Raw genomic sequence first — 21,544 nt, forward strand, 5'->3', positions numbered from 1 at the left:
GCTTGATCGACTGAAGGGCGGTCATCCCCTCGGGGGTGGCCGCCCTTCGGCGTTCCGCGGCGGGCCGGCGTCCCGCCGCCGCGGCGCCGGGAATTCCTGACATGGGTGCTGCGGGAACCCGTGCCCGTAATGCCGCGTTGAAGCATGATGGAGAGGCAAGTCCGTCCGGGGGAGGTGCTTCCGTGTCGTACCCGTCACCGTGGCAGCCGGGGCAGGGGTGGAACCAACCGCGCCCCTGGCCCGAGCAGGCCGGCCAGTCGATGCTCGCCTCGACCGCCGACCGGGAGCGTGCCGTGGACGTGCTCAGAGCCGGGTTCGGCGAGGGGCGGATGCAGCAGCCCGAGTTCGAGAAGCGGGTGGCGCGGGCGTACGCGGCCCGTACGGTGGGCGAGCTCGCCCTGCTGGTGTCCGACCTGCCGCAGGGCCCCGTACCGCTTTCTGCGGTCCCTGGGCCCATGTCCGGGCCCGTGCCGCGGACGTTCCTGCCCGCGGCCCCGCCGAAGACGAACGAGAAGGCGGTCGGCTCGGCGATCTGCGGGGTGCTCTGTCTGGTGACGGCCGGGCTGACCGGGGTTCCGGCGGTGATCCTGGGGCACGCCGCCCGCGCGGAGATGCGGCGCACGGGCGAGGGTGGCGAAGGTCTCGCGCTCACCGGGCTGGTCCTCGGCTGGCTGTCCACCGCGGGCTGGGCGTTGCTGCTGACCCTGCTGTTCGCGGCGGCGCTGGTGTCCTGAGCAGCGGCGTTGGTGTCCTGAGCGTGGCGCGACGGCGTCCTGACGAGGCACGGTCGGCGTCCTGACGGTGTCCTGGCGCAGACCGCCACGGGGGCGTTGCGTTGGCATGGTCCGCTCAGCGAGGCCGGTGCAGTCCATTTGTTTTGACCGCAGCTCATGAGGTAGGTACGCTCAGACCTTGTGCCTGGGGTGTGCCCTGGCTCCCGTGCGTGCCTTCAACCGTACTAAGGGAGTCGTCACCGGCCACCGCAATCTGCGCCCCTACCGCCTCGCGGCGGGAATCCGCAGTGTTCGACACACCCGACCGCGTGGGTCGGCGGTGTTCCAGGTTAGCTTCACCATTCGGCACACAGAAACCGGAGAAGTAGTGCCTACGATCCAGCAGCTGGTCCGGAATGGCCGGCAAGACAAGGTCAAGAAGAACATGACGCCCGCGCTCGAGGGTTCGCCCCAGCGCCGTGGCGTCTGCACGCGTGTGTTCACGACCACCCCCAAGAAGCCGAACTCGGCCCTGCGCAAGGTCGCGCGTGTGCGTCTGACCAGCGGGATCGAAGTCACCGCTTACATTCCGGGTGAGGGACACAACCTGCAGGAGCACTCCATCGTGCTCGTGCGCGGCGGCCGTGTGAAGGACCTGCCGGGTGTTCGCTACAAGATCATCCGAGGTTCTCTGGACACCCAGGGTGTCAAGAACCGCAAGCAGGCCCGCAGCCGCTACGGCGCCAAGAAGGAGAAGTAGAAATGCCTCGTAAGGGCCCCGCCCCGAAGCGCCCGGTCATCATCGACCCGGTCTACGGTTCCCCTCTGGTGACCTCCCTCATCAACAAGGTGCTGCTGAACGGCAAGCGCTCCACCGCCGAGCGCATCGTGTACGGCGCCATGGAGGGCCTGCGCGAGAAGACCGGCAACGACCCGGTCATCACGCTGAAGCGCGCACTGGAGAACATCAAGCCGACCCTCGAGGTCAAGTCCCGCCGTGTCGGCGGTGCGACGTACCAGGTCCCGATCGAGGTCAAGCCCGGTCGTGCCAGCACGCTCGCGCTGCGCTGGCTGGTCGGTTACTCCCGCGCCCGTCGCGAGAAGACCATGACCGAGCGTCTGCTCAACGAGCTCCTCGACGCCTCCAACGGCCTCGGTGCCGCTGTGAAGAAGCGCGAGGACACCCACAAGATGGCCGAGTCCAACAAGGCCTTCGCGCACTACCGCTGGTAGTCGCTACCCCCATCGAGACCGAGAGAAGACCGAAGCCTTATGGCTACCACTTCACTTGACCTGGCCAAGGTCCGCAACATCGGGATCATGGCCCACATCGACGCGGGTAAGACGACCACCACCGAGCGGATCCTCTTCTACACCGGCGTCAGCTACAAGATCGGTGAAGTCCACGACGGCGCTGCCACCATGGACTGGATGGAGCAGGAGCAGGAGCGTGGCATCACGATCACCTCTGCTGCGACCACCTGTCATTGGCCCCTCGAGGACAACGACTACACGATCAACATCATCGACACCCCCGGGCACGTCGACTTCACGGTCGAGGTGGAGCGTTCGCTCCGCGTCCTCGACGGTGCCGTCACGGTGTTCGACGGCGTCGCGGGTGTCGAGCCGCAGTCCGAGACGGTGTGGCGTCAGGCCGACCGTTACGGCGTGCCGCGCATCTGCTTCGTCAACAAGCTCGACCGGACCGGCGCGGAGTTCCACCGCTGCGTCGACATGATCAGGGACCGCCTCGGTGCGCAGCCCCTGGTCATGCAGCTCCCGATCGGTGCCGAGATGGACTTCAAGGGCGTTGTGGACCTGGTCCGCATGAAGGCGCTCGTGTGGTCCGCCGAGGCGGCGAAGGGCGAGATGTACGACGTCGTCGACATCCCGGCCACGCACACCGAGGCCGCCGAGGAGTACCGCGGTCTGCTGATCGAGGCCGTCGCGGAGAACGACGAAGAGATCATGGAGCTGTACCTGGAGGGCCAGGAGCCCACCGAGGAGCAGCTGTACGCCGCGATCCGTCGCATCACCATCTCGTCCGGCAAGTCCACCGACACCACGGTCACCCCGGTGTTCTGTGGCACCGCGTTCAAGAACAAGGGCGTCCAGCCCCTGCTCGACGCGGTCGTGCGCTACCTGCCGACCCCCCTGGACGTCGAGGCCATCGAAGGCCACGACGTCAAGGACCCCGAGGTCGTCGTCAAGCGCAAGCCGTCCGTGGACGAGCCGCTGTCCGCCCTCGCGTTCAAGATCATGAGCGACCCGCACCTGGGCAAGCTCACCTTCGTCCGGGTCTACTCGGGCCGCCTGGTGTCCGGCACCGCCGTGCTGAACTCCGTCAAGGGCAAGAAGGAGCGCATCGGCAAGATCTACCGCATGCACGCGAACAAGCGTGAGGAGATCGAGGCGGTGGGCGCCGGCGACATCGTCGCCGTGATGGGCCTGAAGCAGACCACCACCGGTGAGACGCTCTCGGACGACAAGAACCCGGTCATCCTGGAGTCCATGGACTTCCCGGCGCCGGTCATCCAGGTCGCCATCGAGCCCAAGTCCAAGGGTGACCAGGAGAAGCTGGGTGTAGCCATCCAGCGTCTCGCGGAGGAGGACCCCTCCTTCCAGGTTCACTCGGACGAGGAGACCGGCCAGACCATCATCGGTGGTATGGGCGAGCTGCACCTCGAGGTGCTGGTCGACCGTATGCGCCGTGAGTTCAAGGTCGAGGCCAACGTCGGTAAGCCGCAGGTCGCGTACCGTGAGACGATCCGCAAGGCCGTCGAGCGCGTGGACTACACCCACAAGAAGCAGACCGGTGGTACCGGTCAGTTCGCCAAGGTGCAGATCGCGATCGAGCCGATCACCGAGACCGACGGTCCGGCGTACGAGTTCGTGAACAAGGTCACCGGTGGCCGTATCCCGCGGGAGTACATCCCGTCGGTGGACGCCGGTGCGCAGGAGGCCATGCAGTTCGGCATCCTCGCCGGGTACGAGATGACGGGTGTCCGCATCACGCTTCTCGACGGTGCCTACCACGAGGTCGACTCCTCCGAACTGGCGTTCAAGATCGCCGGCTCGCAGGCCTTCAAGGAGGCCGCGCGCAAGGCCAGCCCCGTGCTGCTCGAGCCGATGATGGCCGTCGAGGTCACCACGCCCGAGGACTACATGGGTGAGGTCATCGGCGACATCAACTCCCGCCGTGGCCAGATCCAGGCCATGGAGGAGCGGATGGGTGCCCGGATCGTCAAGGGTCTCGTCCCCCTCTCGGAGATGTTCGGCTACGTCGGCGACCTCCGCAGCAAGACCTCGGGTCGCGCAAGCTACTCGATGCAGTTCGACTCCTACGCCGAGGTTCCCCGGAACGTCGCCGAGGAGATCATCGCGAAGGCCAAGGGCGAGTAACACACACCGTTTGCACGCTTTAGGCTTGACACCGACCGGCGGGGATCCAAACCGGCAGGGGACGAGAAATCGTCCCGGTCCGGGACGGGTCCCGGCGGACGGCATCCCAGCAAAGATCACCTGGCGCCGATGAGTAAGGCGTACCAGAACCACTCCGCAGGAGGATTCAGTGGCGAAGGCAAAGTTCGAGCGGACTAAGCCGCACGTCAACATCGGCACCATCGGTCACATCGACCACGGTAAGACGACCCTCACGGCCGCCATTACCAAGGTGCTGCACGACGCGTACCCGGACCTGAACGAGGCCTCGGCCTTCGACCAGATCGACAAGGCTCCCGAAGAGCGCCAGCGCGGTATCACGATCTCGATCGCGCACGTCGAGTACCAGACCGAGACGCGGCACTACGCCCACGTCGACTGCCCCGGTCACGCGGACTACATCAAGAACATGATCACGGGTGCGGCGCAGATGGACGGCGCCATCCTCGTCGTCGCCGCGACGGACGGCCCGATGCCGCAGACCAAGGAGCACGTGCTCCTGGCCCGCCAGGTCGGCGTTCCGTACATCGTCGTCGCCCTGAACAAGGCCGACATGGTGGACGACGAGGAGATCCTGGAGCTCGTCGAGCTCGAGGTCCGTGAGCTGCTCTCCGAGTACGAGTTCCCGGGCGACGACCTTCCGGTCGTCAAGGTCTCGGCGCTCAAGGCCCTCGAGGGCGACGCCGAGTGGGGCAAGTCCGTCCTCGACCTGATGAAGGCCGTCGACGAGTCCATCCCGCAGCCCGAGCGTGACGTCGACAAGCCGTTCCTCATGCCCATCGAGGACGTCTTCACGATCACCGGTCGCGGCACGGTCGTCACCGGCCGTATCGAGCGTGGTGTCCTCAAGGTCAACGAGACCGTCGACATCGTCGGTATCAAGACCGAGAAGACCACCACCACGGTCACCGGCATCGAGATGTTCCGCAAGCTGCTCGACGAGGGCCAGGCCGGTGAGAACGTCGGTCTGCTCCTCCGTGGCATCAAGCGCGAGGACGTCGAGCGCGGCCAGGTCATCATCAAGCCGGGCTCGGTCACGCCCCACACCTCGTTCGAGGCGCAGGCGTACATCCTGTCCAAGGACGAGGGCGGCCGTCACACGCCGTTCTTCAACAACTACCGTCCCCAGTTCTACTTCCGCACGACGGACGTGACTGGTGTGGTGACCCTTCCCGAGGGCACCGAGATGGTCATGCCCGGCGACAACACCGAGATGACCGTTGAGCTCATCCAGCCCGTCGCCATGGAGGAGGGCCTGAAGTTCGCCATCCGTGAGGGTGGCCGGACCGTGGGCGCCGGCCAGGTCATCAAGATCAACAAGTAGTTTTCACCTACCTGTTGGGCTTGAAGCCTGGTAGCTCCAGCATCAGCTGAGCTCCTGAAGGGGCCCGTACGACTTCGGTCGTGCGGGCCCTTTCGCGTTTCTCCCCGCTGAGCCGGGGCGCCGGGTCGGCACTGTGGCGGGCGCCGGTGTGTCAGCGTGCTGCCGGGTACCGGGGAAGGCCGGCAGGGGTCCCTCGGGCAGGCCCGCCGTCAGGGTGCGGCGTACGGCTTCGGGGGCGGCGCCGCGGTCCAGCCAGGCGGTGACGGCCGGGGCGAGGCGGTGCACGTCCCGTTGGGGGAGGAGCAGACGGGGGTCGTCGCGGCGCAGGCTCGCCAGGAGGGTGGTGGCGGGAGTGGATGGGGGCGGGGGAGCGGTGACGGCGGTGGGCGTGGGGCTGGGCGTCGACTTCGACTTCGGCGTCGGCGTCGGCGGCGGTGTCGGCGTGGGCGTCGGTGTCGGCGTGGGCTTCGGGGGAGGGGATGGTTGGTGTGAGGGTTCTTCGGCGGGGGTGGCCCCCGGCTGTTGTACGACACCGTTCGGGTGACGACGTGGCCGCTCGGCAGGCGGTGCCGGGTGCGGGAGAGGTAGCCGTGGGCCTCCAGCTCCCGCAGGGCCGCCGCGATCCTCGTCTCGCCCTCGGGGAAACGGTCCGTGAGCGTCCTGATGTCGACGCGAGAACCGGTGGGCAGCGACTGGATGTGGACGCCGAGCCCGATCGCGAGCCCTGACAGCTGCGCGTGCTGGGCGAGGTGGTTGCCGATCACCGTGAAACGGGAGGTGTGGCGGACCTTGACGTGTGTGATGCCTCGCGGCTGCGGATCCGGATGCCTTCGCGGATCCGGCTGCGGATTCGACTGCGGATTCGGCTGCGGAATCCGAGGCTGGGCGCACGGGGGCGCGCTAGGGTTTTGCTTACCCATCGGGAAGCTCCTACTTCCTCGGTGGTCAGGCCCTCGATCGGGATTGCAGTCCCGGCCGGGGGCCGTCGCATGTTCTGGAGTTGTGTGCTGGTAGCGGGGCGAGCATATGCCCGGCAACCGGATGGAAATCCAGCTGAGTTGCGGATTGTCACCCTTGTGGGCGACGTGGCCTCCCGGTGCTGACGAGGGGGCCGGGGCGGGCGGACGAAGGCCCGGCCGAGTTGGGTCGGGTTGGGTTGGGTGGGTTCTTTTCCCGGAGTTCTTGAAAGACTTTTGATGCCGTGCGGTACCGGTCGGCCGCTTACCGGGACGGCAGAATCCGGGGGCCGGTGGAGGCGGGGCGCGGTGTCGGCGCCGTCCGTGGCTGTGGCTGCGGCTGCGGTACGAAATTGATCTCGGCCCAGACGGTCTTGCGCGGGGGTCTGCCGGGGGTGACGCCCCACCGGTCGCAGAGGGCCTCGACGATGACGAGGCCGCGGCCCGACTCGTCGACCGGACCGTGCTGTCGGGGGTGCCGGACCGGCCGGTCGCCGCGGGTGTCGGTCACCTCGATGCGGAGGGTGCCGCCGACCACGTACAGCGTGAGCCGGAAGTCGCGGCCGGGTACGCGGCCGTGCGTGATGGCGTTGGCCGCCAGCTCGGCGACGATGTGCTCCGCGCGGGCGGGGTCCAACGGGAGCGCCCAGGTGCGCAGTTGCTCACTCGTGAACCGCCGGGCGAGGCGGGCGCCGCGGGGTGTGGCGGACAGGAGCAGGCTGAAGCTGCGGACGGTTTCTTGATTCACGTCACTCAGCGTGGCCGACCATGTCTAACCTGAGCAGGGATTACGACTGTGCGTATCGGGACTGTCCCGCCGCTGTCCCGGTATGTCTCGGCTGTCCCAGGTGTCGTACGGGTACGGGCGGGCGTTGGAGGTGGGTGGCGATGAGTGGTGAGGGTGTGGACGAGGCGGGCTGGACAACCGAGCCCGGGGACGAGATGGCGCCGATGGTCGAAGCGGTGGGCAGCCTCATCAGGTTCCACCGCGAAGCCGCTGGGATGAGGGCTGCCGACTTCGGAGAGGCCATGGGATACGGCGAGGACCTGATCCGCAAGGTGGAGCGGGGGGCACGAATTCCCAGGGCCGAGTTCCTGTGCAGAGCGGACGAGGTGCTGGGCGCGGGCGGCGCTATCGCGTCGATGCGGCGGCACGTGGAGCAGGCCCGGTATCCGAAGAAGCTGCGGCACCTGGCGCAGATGGAGGAACGGGCGGCAGAGTTGCTGCTGTACAACAACCATCACATTCACGGGTTGTTGCAGACGAAGGAGTATGCCGAGGCAATTTTCGGGGTGCGGCGGCCCGCGCACACGAAGGAGGCGCTGGAGCAGGCGGTGGAAGCACGAATGGCACGGCAGAGTGTTTTCGAGCGAAATCCCGCGCCTGACCTCAGCTTCGTCCAGGAACAGGTGACGCTCGAACGGCCGGTCGGGGGGACAATCGTCCTACGGCGACAACTTGAACGGCTGCTGGAGGTCGCGAAGTTGCCGCACGTGGAATTCCAGGTGATGCCGACCGCCTGGTGGGACCACCCTGGGCTGAACGGCCCGATCGAACTGCTCAAGTTCGAGGACGGCACCGCGGTGGGGCGTTCCGACGGGGCGTTCAACGGCCGTCCGACCTCCGACCCGAGACAGCTCAGGATCCTCGAACTGCGGTATGGAATCATCCGGGCTCAGGCCCTCTCGCCTGGAGAGTCGATGGCCTTCATCGAGCGAGCGCTTGGAGAGTTATGAGCACCTCGAACCTCCGCTGGTTCAAGAGCAGCTACAGCAGCGGTCCTGAAGTGGACGACTGCGTCGAGATAGCCAAAGCTCCGACCGCTGTTCACGTCCGCGATTCCAAGAACGCCGAAGGGCCGCGGCTGATGCTGGCCCGTGAGGCGTGGGCGTCGTTCGTGACGGCCCTGCCGACGGCACCGTGACCGGAGCACACGTACAGCTGCAGGTTGTAGCCGGGTTCGCGTACGCGCCGCAGTTCGCGGACCTGCCGGACCAGAAGATGTGGCGCATCGACCGCACCGCTGACTACGGCGCCTTCCAGGAGGCCGCCCGTGGCCGGGTCGACCTGGCCCGGATCGAGCGGCAGGGGGAGGACATCCTGCGCCTGGCCGACGAGCCCGGCTACCGCCGCCTGATCAAGGCGCAGGTCAACCTCCAGGAGGGCCGCCACGCGCTCGCCCGGAAGATCTTCCACGGCCGTTCCTGGTAGCTCTGCCAGCGCTGCCAGGACGGCGTTGAGGACCAGATCGGTGCGCTCGGTCTGGTCCTCCATGCCGTCGTCCTCTTCAGCATCCGGTACATGGACGCCGCGGTGAACCAGCTGCGGGCGGACGGGTTCGACGGGCGTGACGAGGACGTCGCCCGCCTCTCCCCGTTCGTGCGGCAGCACATCAACATGCACGGCCGGTACTCGTTCAAGCTCCCCGACCTGCCCGGCGGCCTGCGCCCACTGCGCGACAAGGACGCCACCGGCGCCCTCGGCCGGCGCGAAGGCCGGCGGTAGCGGGGGGCGGTCAGGCGGTGTGCCGCGGCGATGGAAGGCGAGGGCGGGTCATAGCCGGGTGGCCGTGCGGATCAGCCCGGCGAGGGCGAGGGAGCGGCTGTGCGCGGGCCAGGCGATGTGGGTGACGACGGGGGGTGCGTCGGTCAGGGGGACGGCAGTGTGCTCGGCCCACAGCCAGGCGCGGGCGGAGTCGGGGAAGACGGCCACGGTGCGTCCGAGGGCGATCAGCTGGGCCAGCTGGGTCTGGTCGTGGATCTCGGGGCCCGGGCCGGGTGGGTACGTGCCGTGGCGGGACCAGCGGGCGAGTGGAAGATCGGGGATGTCGCTGACGTCGGCCAGGGACAGAGTCCTCTGCGCGGCGAGGGGGTGCGAGGCGGGCAGGACGGCGATCTGCCCTTCGGTCATCAGTTCCTCGCTGTCGAACCCGGCGAGGGAGTTGAACGGCTTGTGCATGAGCGCCACATCGGCGCGGCCGTCGCGCAGCATCCCTTCCTGCTCACACGTGCCGCTCGGTAGCACCTCGATCTCGGCGGCGTCGGGCTCGGCCGCGTAGGCGTCGAGGAGCTTGTGCAGCAGCTCGTGAGACGCGCCGGCCTTCACTGCCAGCACCAGGCGGTTGCGGGGACCGCCCGGACTGTCGGCGCCACCGGCGCGACGGGTGCGGCGAGCGGCAGCGGTGGTCGCGTCAAGGGCTGCGCGGCCCTCGTGCAGCAGCATCTCTCCGGCGCCGGTCAGGGAGACGCCGCGGCGGTTGCGTTTCAGCAGACAGACGCCGAGGCGCCGCTCCAGCTGCTGGATCGCCCGGGACAGCGGTGGCTGGGCCATGCCGAGGCGCTCGGCGGCGCGGCCGAAGTGCAGTTCCTCCGCGACGGCCATGAAGTACCTCAGCTCGCGGGTCTCCAAGGTGTCCATGGCCACAGCATACCCCGGTGATACCTAACGGGTATGACAGGGCACTGTATCGGTATTGGATGCGCAGCTTGTCCGCGAGCGAGCATCGGAGGCATGAGCGAAACCATGAACACACCCTCCGCGTCACTGCCCGGCGGCACCTGGACCCTGGGGGATCTGACCGTCACCCGCTTCGGCTACGGCGCCATGCAGCTCGCCGGCCCCGGGGTCATGGGCCCGCCCGCCGACCACGACGGCGCGCTCGCCGTCCTACGCGAGGCCTCCGCCCTCGGGATCACCCACATCGACACCGCCGGTACATACGGACCACGCGTCACCAACCAGCTGATCCGTGAAGCGCTTCACCCCTATCCCGCATCGCTGCACATCGTGACCAAGGTCGGCGCGGTCCGCGATCAGCAAGGTGGCTGGCCCCCTGCCCGGCAGCCCGAGGACCTGCGCCGCGCCGTCCACGAGAACCTTGGGGATCTCGGCCTCGATTCACTCGACGTGGTCAATCTCCGGCTCGGCAACGCTCAAGGTCCCCAGCCCGGCTCGCTCGCCGAGCCCTTCGAGACCCTCGTCGAACTCCAGCAGCAGGGCCTGATCCGGCACCTCGGAGTGAGTAACGCGACGGCGGAACAGGTCGCTGAGGCACAGGCGATCGCGCCGATCGTGTGCGTGCAGAACGGGTACAACATCGCCTACCGTCAGGACGACGAGCTGATCGACGAACTCGCCGACCAGGGCATCGCCTACGTGCCTTTCTTCCCGCTCGGCGGCTTCACCCCGCTGCAGTCCACAGCGCTTTCCGCCGTGGCCACCCGGCTGGATGCGACGCCGATGTCGGTCGCCCTGGCTTGGCTGCTGCGGCGGTCGCCGAACATCCTGCTCATCCCCGGCACCTCGTCGGTGGCACACCTGCGCGAGAACGTCGCCGGCGCGGGACTCTCGCTCTCCGACGAGGACCTCGCCGAGCTGGACAAGATCGGCAACTAAGCAGGACACAGCCCGGTCCCCAGCGAAACGAAGGGGCAGGGGCAGTGCGATGCGGGCCTCGTCGTTGGTGACCGAGGGGCGTGTTCACACATGCTGTTGCGCGGTGGCGCCGCCGGAGGAGGCTCCACCGCGCCAGGGTTGAAGTTCGGCGTGGGGACGGGCTCCGCTCGCCGGGCTGTGGTCACGGTCGGCGGTCAGGCTTTCGGTTGTCCCGCAGGAACGCGACGACTCCGTCCCGGTGCCGGTGCCGGTGCCGGTGGCCAGTGGCCTGGGATGCTGCCGCTCCCAGCCCGACAGGCCGTCCGCCGCATGCTGATCACCTGGTCGTGTGCTCGGCGTCGGCTGTCGCCGGGCGCGAGCAGGCGCGTGACCTCCACCGGGCGAACCGGCGGTAGACCGTGGGCCAGGCGGGGCCGAACGCTGGCGGCAACTGCCGCCACGTGCGGCCCGACGTCGCCACGAAGGTGATCGCGGACAGGGCCTCACGGTCACCTGTCCGACGCCGACCACCGCCTTGCGGACGCGTGACCACTGTCGGCGGCACCACCCGCCTGAACAGCACCCACAACTCGTCCGGTACCAGTCGCTCAACGAGATCCGTCATACACAGCTCAGCGACCGACCACGCCATAAGAAACGACGTCTTACCGGACACTTTCCGCCCGGATTTCCCGGCGCCACGTCGCCGACCCTGGTCGTCTCCACATGGTCGTCGTGCCTGCGGGTCACCCCGAGGCCAGCTGCTCCGCGATCTCCTGGAGCCAACCGGCTTTCTTCGACGGGTCGTCGAGGGATTCCGCCCACGCTTCCGGATCCAGATTGTGCTTGGCGGGTCCGGCTTTGAGAGCGCGGAGCAGGGCCCTGGCCGACTCCCTCATCTCGGCCGTCGTGCTGCCGCTCCCGGGGACGTCGGGGCCCGCCGCCAGGGCGTAGATCTCGCGCGCCATGGCCTGGCGTTCGCCCTTCGACACCTTCTTCCAGAACTTCAGGGCGTGCTGCAGCGACTCCTTGCGGGACGCGGCTTCCTCCGGGGTCTCACCCTTCGCCGCCCAGCGCTCGGGGTGGTGGACCTCTTCGTAGCGCTTCGTGGCCGCGCGGAGCGCCTTGTACAGGGTGACGCCGAGGACGAGGCCGGCTCCGGCCCCGGCGAGGCCCCATCCGACCGGGTTGCTCGCCAGGCCGGCCGTGCCCGCCGCCACCGCCGTCACGACGCCGGCCGCGGCCTTGGTGGACTCGCCCACCGCACCGCCGACCGTCTCCTTGCCGATCTTGGTGAGCTGCTTCTTCTTCGCGTACCCCTGCACCGTGCTCAGCGTTTCCACGTCTTTTTCGGCGCGCTGGAGGGTCTCGGCGGCGTCACGGGCCTCACCCATCGCCTCCCAGGCGGCGTCGACGGCCTCGGACACGACCTCCAGCCGTCCCTGGCCCTCATGGCCGTCATGGGCCCAGTAGGCATCCAGTGCGACGTAGGCCTCGGCTGCGGCCCAGTTGGCCTGCTCCCGCGACTCGTTCAGCCGGGCCAGTGATCCCGCGTGGACGACGCGGGGGTCTCCCAGCTTCTTGACCTCGTTGTACTTGCGGGCCGCCTTGCCGACGCGGAAGGCGGCCCGCATGCCCTTGATCCCGCCGATGGAAGCACTGGCGATACCGCTCGCCTCGGAGGCCACCGCGGCGTCCGCAGCCTTCTGGACCTTGGTCACCTCTTTGGCGATGGCGGCGCTGTAGCTTCCCGAACTGGTGGCGCCGACGACCGCGTCGGTCCCCTTGGTCTTGGCCTTCTTCTTCGCCGTGTGGTGTTTGGCCCCGGTCTCGTGCTGCTTGGCGCCCTTCATGTTCTTGTACGCGTCCATGCCGCTGACCACGGTGCCGGCCGCCTCCGTGAGGAGGTTCCCCGACGCCGCGGAGGTCCCCGAGGCGGCGGCGGAGTGCTTGAGACCCTCGTTGGCGGCGACGGCGGCCTGCTGGGTGAAGGCCGCGTTGGTGGGGGTCTGGAAGCCCTTGACGAAGGTGTCGATGGGTTCGAGGTTCTTCTTGAACCTGTCGAGGAGCGCGGCGATCCGGTCGCGGTAGTTCTTTTTCTTCTTCGCTCCGGCTGGCGCGGCGCCGCTCTCCGCCGCGCTGCCTTCCTCGGTGTTCCGGGCGCGCTGCACCGCCGCGGTCACGGCCCGGTTGCCGGCGCGGGACTGCATTTCGAGGAGGCCGCGCTCCGTGGGGCGTATGGACGTACTTCCGGTCCTCCCGATCCGGCTACCTTCCCGACGCTGCGAGGCCGACGTCAGGACGGCCGCGGACTGCCGCGTGGAGGTGCGGTGGATCGGGGTGCTCATGAATGTGCCTCTCCTGTACCGGACCGGGGGAGGCGAAAGGTAGCCGGGGCCGGCCAACGGAAGGGATGCGGCAGGGAAACTCCTTACAGACACTGCGGGGCGCGTGTGCTGCTGAGCCTTCTGGCAGAGGTATTCCACATACTCAGAGGGATGAGCAGCACCTTCCCTCTCGCTCATTCCGGTCCGAGGGGGGAAGCTGTGCTGATCCCTTTGGGGAGGGGAGAATTCAGACTGTGGCGGCGGAATGGAATTGGGAAACCGGTAAAGGATTGTTGGGCATCGATGATCCCGCTGAGTGGGATACCGCATTCGAGCGCGGGGCGCCGCATCTCGGCACGGCGGCGATCGGGTTGGCATTCCAGTGTTCCCTGGAGGAGGCGTCTCCCAGGATCGTCAGGGCGATGGGGCTGCCGGACGTCGGTCAGCGGGGGTTCGCATTCACCGCGGCGGGCACCGCAGCCCGGCTCAACAACGGGCTGACCCCGGAGCTGTACGCGGCGCTGCGTGCCGAAGGCCCCGGTGGCATCGCCGACGACGCCATCAGGGACACCCTGACCTTCGTGCCGTTCCGGGAACTGCCGCGGTGGTTCAAGTGCACGGCGGCGTGCATGAGAGTGCGGGACAAGCTGGAGCACTGGTGGACGCTGGCAGCGTATGCGGCCGGCGATGCACGGCAAGCTCTGCGCGGACGCAGTTCCTGAACATGGTGCGCCCGCCGACGGCTTGCCGGGGAAGCCGTGGTCCAAGCCGTACCTGATCTGAGCTGCACGCCGAACGCCTGTGCCTAGTAAGTTCGCTGCCGCGTATGTTTCTGGTGAGGTCGGCGTGACGGGGGTTGCGTGGTGGTGGGGTATCGGCCGACGGACTGGCATGTGCTGGATCTGGAGAGGGATCCGACGCCGGGGGATCCGGTCCGGGTGAAGTCGCTGGCCAAGAGCCTGCATGATTTCGCGGACGATGTGCAGGATGCTTTGCGGCTGGTGCAGGGGATGGCGGGTGAGGATGCCGTCCTGTCGATGGTGGGCAAGACGGCTGAGGTGTTCCGGGACGAGTTCTCGGGTGTCCCGAAGAACTTGAAGAAGCTGAAGAAGTCCTACGACCTGGCCGGCGATGCGCTGGCCGCGTACTGGCCGCAGCTGGAGCGTGCGCAGGCCCTGGCGGACAAGGCGCTGGCCAAGGGGCGCGAAGCCCAGGCCGATCTGTCCTCCGCGAAGTCCCGCCTCACGACAGCCGATTCCTGGGTCACGCGGGCGAACAAGGAGGCGGACAAGTACAAGGACGATCCGACCGGTGGCAAGGACGTCGACAAGCCCGACGAGGCGAAGGTCCGCGCCGCCACCCGCGCCGCCCAGAGCGCCAAGTCCGGAGAATGTCTTCAGTAAATCAGTTTTCCATCTTTTGAAATTCTAGATCCGAGACAACCAGATCCGAGACGGGTCGAGACGCATGGGCAACGGCAGATGAGCAACACTTTCAAATACCGCCTTCGGAGTCCTCTCGGGGGCCTGGCCGCAGATCTGACAGCGCAACGTCGGGCTCCGGGTGCGGGCACCGGTAGTGCCGGCGGGGCGGGAGAGGGGTTTCGCCTGCAGATCTACCGGAAGGTATGGCTGGCTCTTCCCGACGGCATCAACTGGCGTGACGCCGCATGGCTTTCGTACGGGCTCTCGGTGCACTCCGCCGAGCTGGCCCCGGCCCACCCGGACGGTCTGCTCATCGAGGTCAGCGCCCTCACCTTCCCTCCCGTCTTCTTCCGGTCGGAGGTGGCGGCGCTCGCGATGGACGGGTGGGTGCGCAACGAATTCGGCCTCCCGGACCGCGGTCTCCGCGCCGTCTTCGACGGTGGCACCGGTGCGTACCGGTTCCACTGGGGAGACGACCAGGCCCCCTTCGCGGACGAATCCTGACCGGGGAGAGAAGGGGCAGGCGGGGTCATCGCCGAAACGGGCACCCCGTATGAGCCGAGGTTCGCCGTGTCCGGCTCACCGGTGACGACGGGCCCTTGTACGGGCAGCGCCGGGCACGAGCGGTGAGAGGCCGCGCGCCGTTTCCTGGCGGAGTTCGCCGCCGAGTTCGCGCAGGTCGCGACAGGACACGGAGGGGAGATCACGTATCGGGCGGGCGGCGAGGCCCGGGTCCTGGTCCAGCCCGGTCTCGGCTACGTCGAGCAGATCTTCCGGGGCGACGAATGCGCCATCCACCGCAGTGACACCCGGGACAGCTGGCTCGTGCAGGAGTATGCCGGGCCCTGGTACGTGCTGGACCGGCCCCGGCTGGGTGATCGCGACCCCGCCCCTGCCGGCGGAGGCGGCCGCGTTCCTGCGTGCCTACGCCCCGGGCTGCCGGCCGATCGACTACGACGCGCTCGAACGCGACGAGCCCCGGAACTGAGAAGCCGGGCGACGGGGGCCGGGCGACGAAGGCCGGGGGCGGGCCCGCCGACCGCGAGCGGCCGCGATCGTGTCGCGCGTGCAGGACGGATGCGGGCCCCGGCGGCGGGAGATCACCTGCGCGGCCGGTGACGCCCGGAGGACCCCGCGTCGGCACCGCCGACGTGGCGGGCCGGCCCGGAGAGTTTGATCCACGTCACTCCGGGGGTATCCTCTCCGGCTCGATTCGCCAGGTCCCCGCCCCGTGTGGCAGACTGTCGGGGTTGCTCGGTTGAGTGCCGATGCTGCGCGCCTCCCGCCGGGAGGACCGGAAGCGAGTCCCACAGTACTCGTCGCTCCAACTGCCCCAGGGCAGCGCTGGGGCGGACGTACGGGAATCTTCCGGGAAGTGTCAGCGGGGTGCCGGCCAGGCGCCCGGTGGGTGTTCGGCCCCCGGTCCTGCGGTCGTCTTTGGGACGGGCCGTGTCCCTGGTAGGGAAATCCGTTGATGGATATCTCCGCGCCGAGGACGCGACACACCCGACCGCGTGGGTCGGAGGCGGGGACGCGAACCCCCGGGTTGCGGAGCGTTTCACTAGACAAAGGACTACTGAGTAGCCATGGCGGGACAGAAGATCCGCATCCGGCTCAAGGCCTACGACCACGAGGTCATCGATTCCTCGGCGAAGAAGATCGTCGAGACGGTGACACGCACTGGTGCGTCGGTCGCGGGCCCGGTGCCGCTGCCCACTGAGAAGAACGTGTACTGCGTCATCAAGTCGCCGCACAAGTACAAGGACTCGCGCGAGCACTTCGAGATGCGCACGCACAAGCGCCTGATCGACATCCTCGACCCGACGCCCAAGACCGTTGACTCTCTGATGCGACTCGACCTCCCGGCCGGTGTCGACATCGAGATCAAGCTCTAGGGGATGTGGTCTGAGAATGGCTAAGCAGATCAAGGGCATCCTGGGCGAGAAGCTCGGCATGACGCAGGTGTGGGACGAGAACAACCGTGTTGTTCCGGTCACCGTCGTCAAGGCGAGCCCGAACGTCGTGACCCAGGTCCGTACGAATGACTCCGACGGCTACGAGTCGGTCCAGATCGCCTTCGGCGAGATCGACCCGCGCAAGGTGAACAAGCCCCTCAAGGGTCACTTCGCCAAGGCCGACGTCACCCCCCGCCGTCACCTCGTCGAGATCCGTACCGCTGACGCCAGCGAGTACGTCCTCGGCCAGGAGATCACCGCCGAGACCTTCGAGGCCGGCGTCAAGGTGGACGTGACCGGCAAGAGCAAGGGCAAGGGCTTCGCCGGTGTCATGAAGCGTCACAACTTCCATGGCCTCGGCGCCGGCCACGGTGTCCAGCGCAAGCACCGCTCTCCCGGGTCCATCGGTGGCTGTGCCACCCCCGGCCGTGTCTTCAAGGGCATGCGCATGGCGGGCCGCATGGGCAACGAGCGGGTCACCACCCAGAACCTGACCGTCCACGCCGTTGACGCGGAGAAGGGACTGCTCCTCATCAAGGGAGCCATCCCCGGTCCGAACGGCGGCCTCGTCCTGGTCCGCACCGCGGCCAAGGGGGCCTGAGGTAACGATGAGCACTGTTGACATCATTTCGCCGGCAGGCGACAAGACCGGGACGGTCGAGCTCCCCGCGGAGATCTTCGACGTCGAGAAGATCAGCATCCCGCTGCTTCACCAGGTCGTCGTCGCCCAGCTGGCCGCTGCCCGCCAGGGCACGCACAAGACCAAGACCCGCGCCGAGGTCCGTGGTGGCGGTAGGAAGCCCTACCGTCAGAAGGGCACCGGCCGCGCGCGCCAGGGCTCGACCCGCGCGCCCCAGTTCGTCGGTGGTGGCGTCGTGCACGGCCCGCAGCCGCGCGACTACTCGCAGCGGACCCCGAAGAAGATGAAGGCCGCGGCCCTGCGCCACGCCCTCACCGACCGGGCCCGCAACGCTCGCATCCACGTCGTCTCCGGCGTGGTCGAGGGCGAGAACCCCTCCACCAAGGCCGCGAAGGCACTGATCGGCAAGATCTCGGAGCGCAAGAACGTGCTCCTGGTCATCGACCGTGCCGACGAGGCCGCGCTGCTCTCCGCGCGCAACCTGCCCCAGGTCCACATCCTGGAGCCGGGCCAGCTGAACACGTACGACGTTCTCGTCTCGGACGACGTGGTCTTCACCCAGGCCGCTTTCGAGTCCTTCGTGTCCGGCCCCAAGGCCACCGACACCGAAGGGAGCGAAGCCTGATGGCTACGCGCCACCCGAGCATTGCCCCCAAGGCGGCCAAGGCCGCCAAGGCCGCGCGCGTCGCCAAGGCGAAGCGCCACGAGGCCGAGGGCAAGAACACCGTTGAGACGCCGATCAGCAAGAGCTTCACGGACCCCCGTGACGTCCTCATCAAGCCGGTCGTCTCCGAGAAGAGCTACGCGCTGCTCGACGAGGGCAAGTACACCTTCGTCGTCGCGCCGGGCGCCAACAAGACCCAGATCAAGCAGGCCGTCCAGGCGGTCTTCTCGGTCAAGGTCACCGGGGTCAACACGATCAACCGCCAGGGCAAGCGCAAGCGGACCAAGAGCGGTTTCGGCAAGCGTGCTGACACCAAGCGCGCCATCGTGACCCTCGCTGAGGGCGACCGTATCGACATCTTCGGCCAGGCCTCCTAACGGAGCGCCCTGGTCCGAATATCGGACGAGGACTGAGAAATGGGAATCCGCAAGTACAAGCCGACTACGCCGGGCCGTCGTGGCTCCAGCGTCGCCGACTTCGTCGAGGTCACGCGGTCCACGCCGGAGAAGTCGCTGGTCCGCCCGCTGCACAGCAAGGGCGGCCGTAACAACGCCGGTCGTGTGACCGTTCGCCACCAGGGTGGCGGACACAAGCGCGCCTACCGCGTCATCGACTTCCGTCGGCACGACAAGGACGGCGTGCCGGCGAAGGTCGCGCACATCGAGTACGACCCCAACCGCACCGCGCGCATCGCGCTGCTGCACTACGCGGACGGCGAGAAGCGCTACATCCTCGCCCCCCGCAACCTGTCGCAGGGCGACCGTGTCGAGAACGGTCCCGGGGCCGACATCAAGCCGGGCAACAACCTGGCACTGCGCAACATCCCGGTCGGTACCACGATCCACGCGATCGAGCTCCGTCCCGGTGGCGGTGCCAAGTTCGCCCGCTCCGCCGGTACCTCCGTGCAGCTGCTCGCGAAGGAGGGCCAGATGGCCCACCTGCGCATGCCGTCCGGAGAGATCCGCCTGGTCGACGTGCGCTGCCGCGCCACCGTCGGCGAGGTCGGCAACGCCGAGCAGTCGAACATCAACTGGGGCAAGGCCGGCCGCAAGCGCTGGCTGGGCGTCCGTCCGACCGTTCGCGGTGTGGCGATGAACCCGGTTGACCACCCGCACGGTGGTGGTGAAGGCAAGACCTCCGGTGGACGTCACCCGGTCTCGCCGTGGGGTCAGAAGGAGGGTCGTACTCGTTCGCCGAAGAAGGCTTCGAACAAGTACATCGTCCGCCGCCGCAAGACGAACAAGAAGCGCTAGGAGCGGGTTTAGATGCCGCGCAGTCTCAAGAAGGGGCCCTTCGTCGACGACCACCTCATCAAGAAGGTGGACGCCCAGAACGAAGCCGGTTCCAAGAACGTCATCAAGACCTGGTCCCGTCGCTCGATGATCATCCCGGCCATGCTCGGTCACACGATCGCGGTGCACAACGGCAAGATCCACATCCCGGTGTTTGTCACCGAGTCGATGGTCGGCCACAAGCTCGGCGAGTTCTCGCCGACGCGCACCTTCCGGGGTCACGTCAAGGACGACCGGAAGTCGAAGCGCCGCTAACGCGGGGTGGAATGACCATGACAGACACTGGAAGGACAACCATGGAAGCCAGGGCCCAGGCGCGGTACATCCGCGTCACGCCCATGAAGGCCCGCCGTGTGGTGGACCTTATCCGTGGCATGGATGCCACGGAGGCTCAGGCGGTCCTGCGTTTCGCCCCGCAGGCCGCGAGCGTGCCCGTCGGCAAGGTGCTTGACAGCGCCATCGCCAACGCCGCACACAACTACGACCACACCGACGCCGACAGCCTCGTCATCTCCGAGGCGTACGTCGACGAGGGTCCGACCCTGAAGCGGTTCCGTCCGCGCGCCCAGGGCCGCGCCTACCGGATCCGCAAGCGGACCAGCCACATCACCGTGGTCGTCAGCAGCAAGGAAGGAACCCGGTAATGGGCCAGAAGGTTAACCCGCATGGGTTCCGGCTCGGCATCACCACGGACTTCAAGTCCCGGTGGTACGCCGACAAGCTGTACAAGGACTACGTCAAGGAAGACGTCGCCATCCGTCGGATGATGACGTCCGGCATGGAGCGCGCCGGCATCTCGAAGGTGGAGATCGAGCGCACCCGTGACCGTGTGCGGGTGGACATCCACACCGCGCGTCCCGGCATCGTCATCGGCCGCCGCGGCGCCGAGGCCGACCGCATCCGCGGTGACCTCGAGAAGCTCACGGGCAAGCAGGTCCAGCTCAACATCCTCGAGGTGAAGAGCCCGGAGACCGACGCTCAGCTGGTGGCCCAGGCCGTCGCCGAGCAGCTGTCCTCCCGCGTCTCCTTCCGTCGTGCCATGCGCAAGAGCATGCAGGGCACGATGAAGGCCGGCGCCAAGGGCATCAAGATCCAGTGCGGTGGCCGTCTCGGCGGCGCCGAGATGTCCCGCTCGGAGTTCTACCGCGAGGGCCGCGTGCCCCTGCACACGCTCCGTGCGAACGTCGACTACGGCTTCTTCGAGGCCAAGACGACCTTCGGCCGCATCGGTGTGAAGGTCTGGATCTACAAGGGCGACGTCAAGAACATCGCCGAGGTCCGCGCCGAGAACGCCGCCGCCCGTGCGGGCAACCGCCCGGCCCGCGGTGGCGGCCCCGGCGGCGACCGCCCGGCACGTGGCGGCGGTCGTGGTGGCGAGCGTGGCGGCCGCGGCCGCAAGCCGCAGCAGCAGTCCGCGCCGGCAGCCGAGGCCCCCAAGGCCGACGCTCCCGCCGCCGCTGCCGCTCCGGCTGAGAGCACCGGAACGGAGGCCTGACCGACATGCTGATCCCTCGTAGGGTCAAGCACCGCAAGCAGCACCACCCCAAGCGCCGTGGTCAGGCCAAGGGTGGTACGACGGTCGCGTTCGGCGAGTACGGCATTCAGGCCCTCACGCCGGCGTACGTCACGAACCGCCAGATCGAAGCGGCTCGTATCGCGATGACCCGCCACATCAAGCGTGGCGGCAAGGTCTGGATCAACATCTACCCGGACCGCCCGCTGACCAAGAAGCCCGCCGAGACCCGCATGGGTTCCGGTAAGGGATCCCCCGAGTGGTGGATCGCGAACGTGCACCCGGGTCGGGTCATGTTCGAGCTGTCCTACCCCAACGAGAAGATCGCCCGTGAGGCCCTCACTCGCGCAGCCCACAAGCTGCCGATGAAGTGCCGGATCGTCAAGCGCGAGGCAGGTGAAGCGTGATGTCGGCCGGTACCAAGGCGTCCGAGCTGCGCGAACTGGGTGACGAGGAGCTTCTCGCGAAGCTCCGCGAAGCCAAGGAAGAGCTGTTCAACCTCCGCTTCCAGGCGGCGACCGGTCAGCTCGAGAACCACGGGCGGCTCAAGGCCGTCCGCAAGGACATCGCGCGGATCTACACCCTGATGCGTGAGCGCGAGCTGGGCATCGAGACGGTGGAGAGTGCCTGATGAGCGAGAGCAACGTGACTGAAGAGACCAAGACGAGCCGCGGTTTCCGCAAGACCCGTGAGGGTCTGGTCGTCAGCGACAAGATGGACAAGACCGTCGTCGTCGCCGTCGAGGACCGCGTGAAGCACGCGCTGTACGGCAAGGTCATCCGCCGTACGAACAAGCTCAAGGCCCACGACGAGCAGAACGCTGCCGGCGTCGGCGACCGGGTGGTCATCATGGAGACCCGGCCGCTGTCCGCGACGAAGCGCTGGCGCATCGTCGAGATCCTCGAGAAGGCCAAGTAATC

The 21,544-nt window shown here is 67.9% G+C and carries 26 protein-coding genes and 2 pseudogenes; 24 read left to right on the forward strand and 4 right to left on the reverse strand.

The genetic code is table 11. The features are described 5' to 3' along the window. Window positions 1–182 precede the first annotated feature (182 nt). The 5 genes from QFZ75_RS22815 (at window position 183) to tuf (ending at window position 5,478) form a co-directional block, all read left to right on the forward strand. A complete protein-coding gene (locus QFZ75_RS22815; RefSeq protein WP_307539666.1) occupies window positions 183–734 on the forward strand; it encodes a DUF1707 and DUF4190 domain-containing protein in 552 nt (183 codons plus the stop codon). A 367-nt stretch (window positions 735–1,101) separates the two neighbouring features. Then, window positions 1,102–1,473: a 30S ribosomal protein S12 gene (rpsL, locus tag QFZ75_RS22820; RefSeq protein ID WP_050372972.1), complete on the forward strand. Its 372-nt coding sequence runs from the start codon at window positions 1,102–1,104 to the stop codon at window positions 1,471–1,473. A 2-nt stretch (window positions 1,474–1,475) separates the two neighbouring features. Then, complete coding sequence (gene rpsG / locus QFZ75_RS22825; protein WP_081218873.1) at window positions 1,476–1,946, forward strand: 30S ribosomal protein S7; 471 nt, start codon at window positions 1,476–1,478, stop codon at window positions 1,944–1,946. Window positions 1,947–1,985: 39 nt separating this feature from the next. Then, window positions 1,986–4,115, forward strand: coding sequence for an elongation factor G (gene fusA / locus QFZ75_RS22830; RefSeq protein ID WP_307539670.1), 2,130 nt, complete (start codon window positions 1,986–1,988; stop codon window positions 4,113–4,115). 169 nt (window positions 4,116–4,284) lie between these two features. Continuing rightward, window positions 4,285–5,478, forward strand: a complete 1,194-nt coding sequence (gene tuf, locus QFZ75_RS22835; RefSeq protein ID WP_307539672.1) for an elongation factor Tu — start codon at window positions 4,285–4,287, stop codon at window positions 5,476–5,478. Window positions 5,479–6,699: 1,221 nt separating this feature from the next. On the opposite strand, the gene QFZ75_RS22840 is transcribed toward tuf, so the two are convergent. After that, window positions 6,700–7,182, reverse strand: coding sequence for an ATP-binding protein (locus tag QFZ75_RS22840; protein WP_307539675.1), 483 nt, complete (start codon window positions 7,180–7,182; stop codon window positions 6,700–6,702). A 140-nt stretch (window positions 7,183–7,322) separates the two neighbouring features. Between QFZ75_RS22840 and QFZ75_RS22845 the strand changes: the two genes are divergently transcribed. The 3 genes and pseudogenes from QFZ75_RS22845 to QFZ75_RS41175 form a co-directional block, all read left to right on the forward strand. Then, window positions 7,323–8,171, forward strand: coding sequence for a helix-turn-helix transcriptional regulator (locus tag QFZ75_RS22845; protein WP_307539676.1), 849 nt, complete (start codon window positions 7,323–7,325; stop codon window positions 8,169–8,171). After that, window positions 8,168–8,359, forward strand: coding sequence for a DUF397 domain-containing protein (locus QFZ75_RS22850; RefSeq protein WP_307539678.1), 192 nt, complete (start codon window positions 8,168–8,170; stop codon window positions 8,357–8,359). The genes QFZ75_RS22845 and QFZ75_RS22850 overlap by 4 nt, the downstream gene beginning before the upstream one ends. Window positions 8,360–8,376: 17 nt before the next feature. Beyond that, window positions 8,377–8,940, forward strand: a pseudogene (locus tag QFZ75_RS41175) (Tn3 family transposase); the annotation flags it as partial. 48 nt (window positions 8,941–8,988) lie between these two features. Here QFZ75_RS41175 and QFZ75_RS22865 read toward each other — a convergent pair. Then, window positions 8,989–9,852 (reverse strand): LysR family transcriptional regulator, encoded by an 864-nt coding sequence (locus QFZ75_RS22865; RefSeq protein WP_307539681.1) that lies wholly within the window; start codon window positions 9,850–9,852, stop codon window positions 8,989–8,991. Window positions 9,853–9,957: 105 nt separating this feature from the next. On the opposite strand from QFZ75_RS22865, the gene QFZ75_RS22870 reads away from it, so the two are divergent. Then, a complete protein-coding gene (locus QFZ75_RS22870; RefSeq protein ID WP_307544700.1) occupies window positions 9,958–10,830 on the forward strand; it encodes an aldo/keto reductase family oxidoreductase in 873 nt (290 codons plus the stop codon). Window positions 10,831–11,146: 316 nt separating this feature from the next. Here QFZ75_RS22870 and QFZ75_RS22875 read toward each other — a convergent pair whose 3' ends face one another. Together QFZ75_RS22875 and QFZ75_RS22880 are read right to left on the reverse strand one after the other, a co-directional pair. Further along, a complete protein-coding gene (locus QFZ75_RS22875; RefSeq protein ID WP_373466055.1) occupies window positions 11,147–11,461 on the reverse strand; it encodes a transposase in 315 nt (104 codons plus the stop codon). Window positions 11,462–11,555: 94 nt separating this feature from the next. Beyond that, on the reverse strand, window positions 11,556–13,157 hold the full coding sequence (locus QFZ75_RS22880; RefSeq protein ID WP_307539685.1) for a hypothetical protein: 1,602 nt from the start codon (window positions 13,155–13,157) through the stop codon (window positions 11,556–11,558). Between the two features lie 233 nt (window positions 13,158–13,390). On the opposite strand from QFZ75_RS22880, the gene QFZ75_RS22885 reads away from it, so the two are divergent. The 15 genes and pseudogenes from QFZ75_RS22885 to rpsQ all read left to right on the forward strand — a co-directional run bounded on the left by QFZ75_RS22885 (window position 13,391) and on the right by rpsQ (window position 21,542). Next, entirely contained in the window at window positions 13,391–13,858 is a 468-nt protein-coding gene (locus QFZ75_RS22885; RefSeq protein ID WP_307539687.1) for a hypothetical protein, read from the forward strand. Between the two features lie 141 nt (window positions 13,859–13,999). Then, a pseudogene (locus QFZ75_RS22890) lies at window positions 14,000–14,521 on the forward strand (putative T7SS-secreted protein); the annotation flags it as partial. 306 nt (window positions 14,522–14,827) lie between these two features. Then, window positions 14,828–15,064 (forward strand): hypothetical protein, encoded by a 237-nt coding sequence (locus tag QFZ75_RS22895; RefSeq protein ID WP_307539689.1) that lies wholly within the window; start codon window positions 14,828–14,830, stop codon window positions 15,062–15,064. Between the two features lie 331 nt (window positions 15,065–15,395). After that, window positions 15,396–15,548, forward strand: coding sequence for a hypothetical protein (locus tag QFZ75_RS22900; protein WP_307539691.1), 153 nt, complete (start codon window positions 15,396–15,398; stop codon window positions 15,546–15,548). 598 nt (window positions 15,549–16,146) lie between these two features. Further along, on the forward strand, window positions 16,147–16,455 hold the full coding sequence (gene rpsJ, locus QFZ75_RS22905) for a 30S ribosomal protein S10 (RefSeq protein WP_003948644.1): 309 nt from the start codon (window positions 16,147–16,149) through the stop codon (window positions 16,453–16,455). A gap of 16 nt (window positions 16,456–16,471) precedes the next feature. Next, window positions 16,472–17,116 (forward strand): 50S ribosomal protein L3, encoded by a 645-nt coding sequence (gene rplC / locus QFZ75_RS22910; protein ID WP_307539693.1) that lies wholly within the window; start codon window positions 16,472–16,474, stop codon window positions 17,114–17,116. 7 nt (window positions 17,117–17,123) lie between these two features. Continuing rightward, the gene (gene rplD, locus QFZ75_RS22915) at window positions 17,124–17,780 is read left to right on the forward strand and encodes a 50S ribosomal protein L4 (RefSeq protein ID WP_307539695.1); all 657 of its coding nucleotides are present in this window, start codon (window positions 17,124–17,126) and stop codon (window positions 17,778–17,780) included. Then, window positions 17,780–18,196 (forward strand): 50S ribosomal protein L23, encoded by a 417-nt coding sequence (gene rplW, locus QFZ75_RS22920; protein WP_307539697.1) that lies wholly within the window; start codon window positions 17,780–17,782, stop codon window positions 18,194–18,196. Before rplD ends, rplW begins: the two co-directional genes overlap by 1 nt. A 39-nt stretch (window positions 18,197–18,235) precedes the next feature. Next, window positions 18,236–19,072, forward strand: a complete 837-nt coding sequence (gene rplB / locus QFZ75_RS22925) for a 50S ribosomal protein L2 (RefSeq protein ID WP_307539699.1) — start codon at window positions 18,236–18,238, stop codon at window positions 19,070–19,072. A gap of 12 nt (window positions 19,073–19,084) precedes the next feature. Further along, window positions 19,085–19,366 (forward strand): 30S ribosomal protein S19, encoded by a 282-nt coding sequence (rpsS, locus tag QFZ75_RS22930; RefSeq protein WP_307539701.1) that lies wholly within the window; start codon window positions 19,085–19,087, stop codon window positions 19,364–19,366. Between the two features lie 41 nt (window positions 19,367–19,407). Next, the gene (rplV, locus tag QFZ75_RS22935; RefSeq protein WP_030619142.1) at window positions 19,408–19,755 is read left to right on the forward strand and encodes a 50S ribosomal protein L22; all 348 of its coding nucleotides are present in this window, start codon (window positions 19,408–19,410) and stop codon (window positions 19,753–19,755) included. After that, complete coding sequence (gene rpsC / locus QFZ75_RS22940) at window positions 19,755–20,606, forward strand: 30S ribosomal protein S3 (RefSeq protein WP_055614925.1); 852 nt, start codon at window positions 19,755–19,757, stop codon at window positions 20,604–20,606. The genes rplV and rpsC overlap by 1 nt, the downstream gene beginning before the upstream one ends. A 5-nt stretch (window positions 20,607–20,611) precedes the next feature. Next, window positions 20,612–21,031, forward strand: coding sequence for a 50S ribosomal protein L16 (gene rplP, locus QFZ75_RS22945; protein WP_004927269.1), 420 nt, complete (start codon window positions 20,612–20,614; stop codon window positions 21,029–21,031). Then, complete coding sequence (gene rpmC, locus QFZ75_RS22950; protein ID WP_003998824.1) at window positions 21,031–21,255, forward strand: 50S ribosomal protein L29; 225 nt, start codon at window positions 21,031–21,033, stop codon at window positions 21,253–21,255. Before rplP ends, rpmC begins: the two co-directional genes overlap by 1 nt. After that, complete coding sequence (gene rpsQ, locus QFZ75_RS22955) at window positions 21,255–21,542, forward strand: 30S ribosomal protein S17 (RefSeq protein WP_307539704.1); 288 nt, start codon at window positions 21,255–21,257, stop codon at window positions 21,540–21,542. Before rpmC ends, rpsQ begins: the two co-directional genes overlap by 1 nt. Window positions 21,543–21,544: the final 2 nt, after the last annotated feature.

It is taken from the genome of Streptomyces sp. V3I8 (assembly GCF_030817535.1).
Taxonomy (GTDB): domain Bacteria; phylum Actinomycetota; class Actinomycetes; order Streptomycetales; family Streptomycetaceae; genus Streptomyces.

Bases quoted from the DNA above. Each gene is read 5' to 3' on its own strand.
- QFZ75_RS22850 (WP_307539678.1), top strand. From the start codon at position 8,168: ATGAGCACCTCGAACCTCCGCTGGTTCAAGAGCAGCTACAGCAGCGGT.
- rplC (WP_307539693.1), top strand. From the start codon at position 16,472: ATGGCTAAGCAGATCAAGGGCATCCTGGGCGAGAAGCTCGGCATGACG.
- QFZ75_RS22880 (WP_307539685.1), bottom strand. From the start codon at position 13,157: ATGAGCACCCCGATCCACCGCACCTCCACGCGGCAGTCCGCGGCCGTC.
- QFZ75_RS22875 (WP_373466055.1), bottom strand. From the start codon at position 11,461: ATGGCGTGGTCGGTCGCTGAGCTGTGTATGACGGATCTCGTTGAGCGA.
- rpmC (WP_003998824.1), top strand. From the start codon at position 21,031: ATGTCGGCCGGTACCAAGGCGTCCGAGCTGCGCGAACTGGGTGACGAG.
- QFZ75_RS22870 (WP_307544700.1), top strand. From the start codon at position 9,958: ATGAACACACCCTCCGCGTCACTGCCCGGCGGCACCTGGACCCTGGGG.
- rpsS (WP_307539701.1), top strand. From the start codon at position 19,085: ATGCCGCGCAGTCTCAAGAAGGGGCCCTTCGTCGACGACCACCTCATC.
- fusA (WP_307539670.1), top strand. From the start codon at position 1,986: ATGGCTACCACTTCACTTGACCTGGCCAAGGTCCGCAACATCGGGATC.
- QFZ75_RS22865 (WP_307539681.1), bottom strand. From the start codon at position 9,852: ATGGACACCTTGGAGACCCGCGAGCTGAGGTACTTCATGGCCGTCGCG.
- rplB (WP_307539699.1), top strand. From the start codon at position 18,236: ATGGGAATCCGCAAGTACAAGCCGACTACGCCGGGCCGTCGTGGCTCC.
- rpsJ (WP_003948644.1), top strand. From the start codon at position 16,147: ATGGCGGGACAGAAGATCCGCATCCGGCTCAAGGCCTACGACCACGAG.
- rpsC (WP_055614925.1), top strand. From the start codon at position 19,755: ATGGGCCAGAAGGTTAACCCGCATGGGTTCCGGCTCGGCATCACCACG.
- rplD (WP_307539695.1), top strand. From the start codon at position 17,124: ATGAGCACTGTTGACATCATTTCGCCGGCAGGCGACAAGACCGGGACG.
- rpsG (WP_081218873.1), top strand. From the start codon at position 1,476: ATGCCTCGTAAGGGCCCCGCCCCGAAGCGCCCGGTCATCATCGACCCG.
- rplV (WP_030619142.1), top strand. From the start codon at position 19,408: ATGGAAGCCAGGGCCCAGGCGCGGTACATCCGCGTCACGCCCATGAAG.
- QFZ75_RS22845 (WP_307539676.1), top strand. From the start codon at position 7,323: ATGAGTGGTGAGGGTGTGGACGAGGCGGGCTGGACAACCGAGCCCGGG.
- QFZ75_RS22900 (WP_307539691.1), top strand. From the start codon at position 15,396: ATGCCGGGCCCTGGTACGTGCTGGACCGGCCCCGGCTGGGTGATCGCG.
- rplW (WP_307539697.1), top strand. From the start codon at position 17,780: ATGGCTACGCGCCACCCGAGCATTGCCCCCAAGGCGGCCAAGGCCGCC.
- rpsQ (WP_307539704.1), top strand. From the start codon at position 21,255: ATGAGCGAGAGCAACGTGACTGAAGAGACCAAGACGAGCCGCGGTTTC.
- rplP (WP_004927269.1), top strand. From the start codon at position 20,612: ATGCTGATCCCTCGTAGGGTCAAGCACCGCAAGCAGCACCACCCCAAG.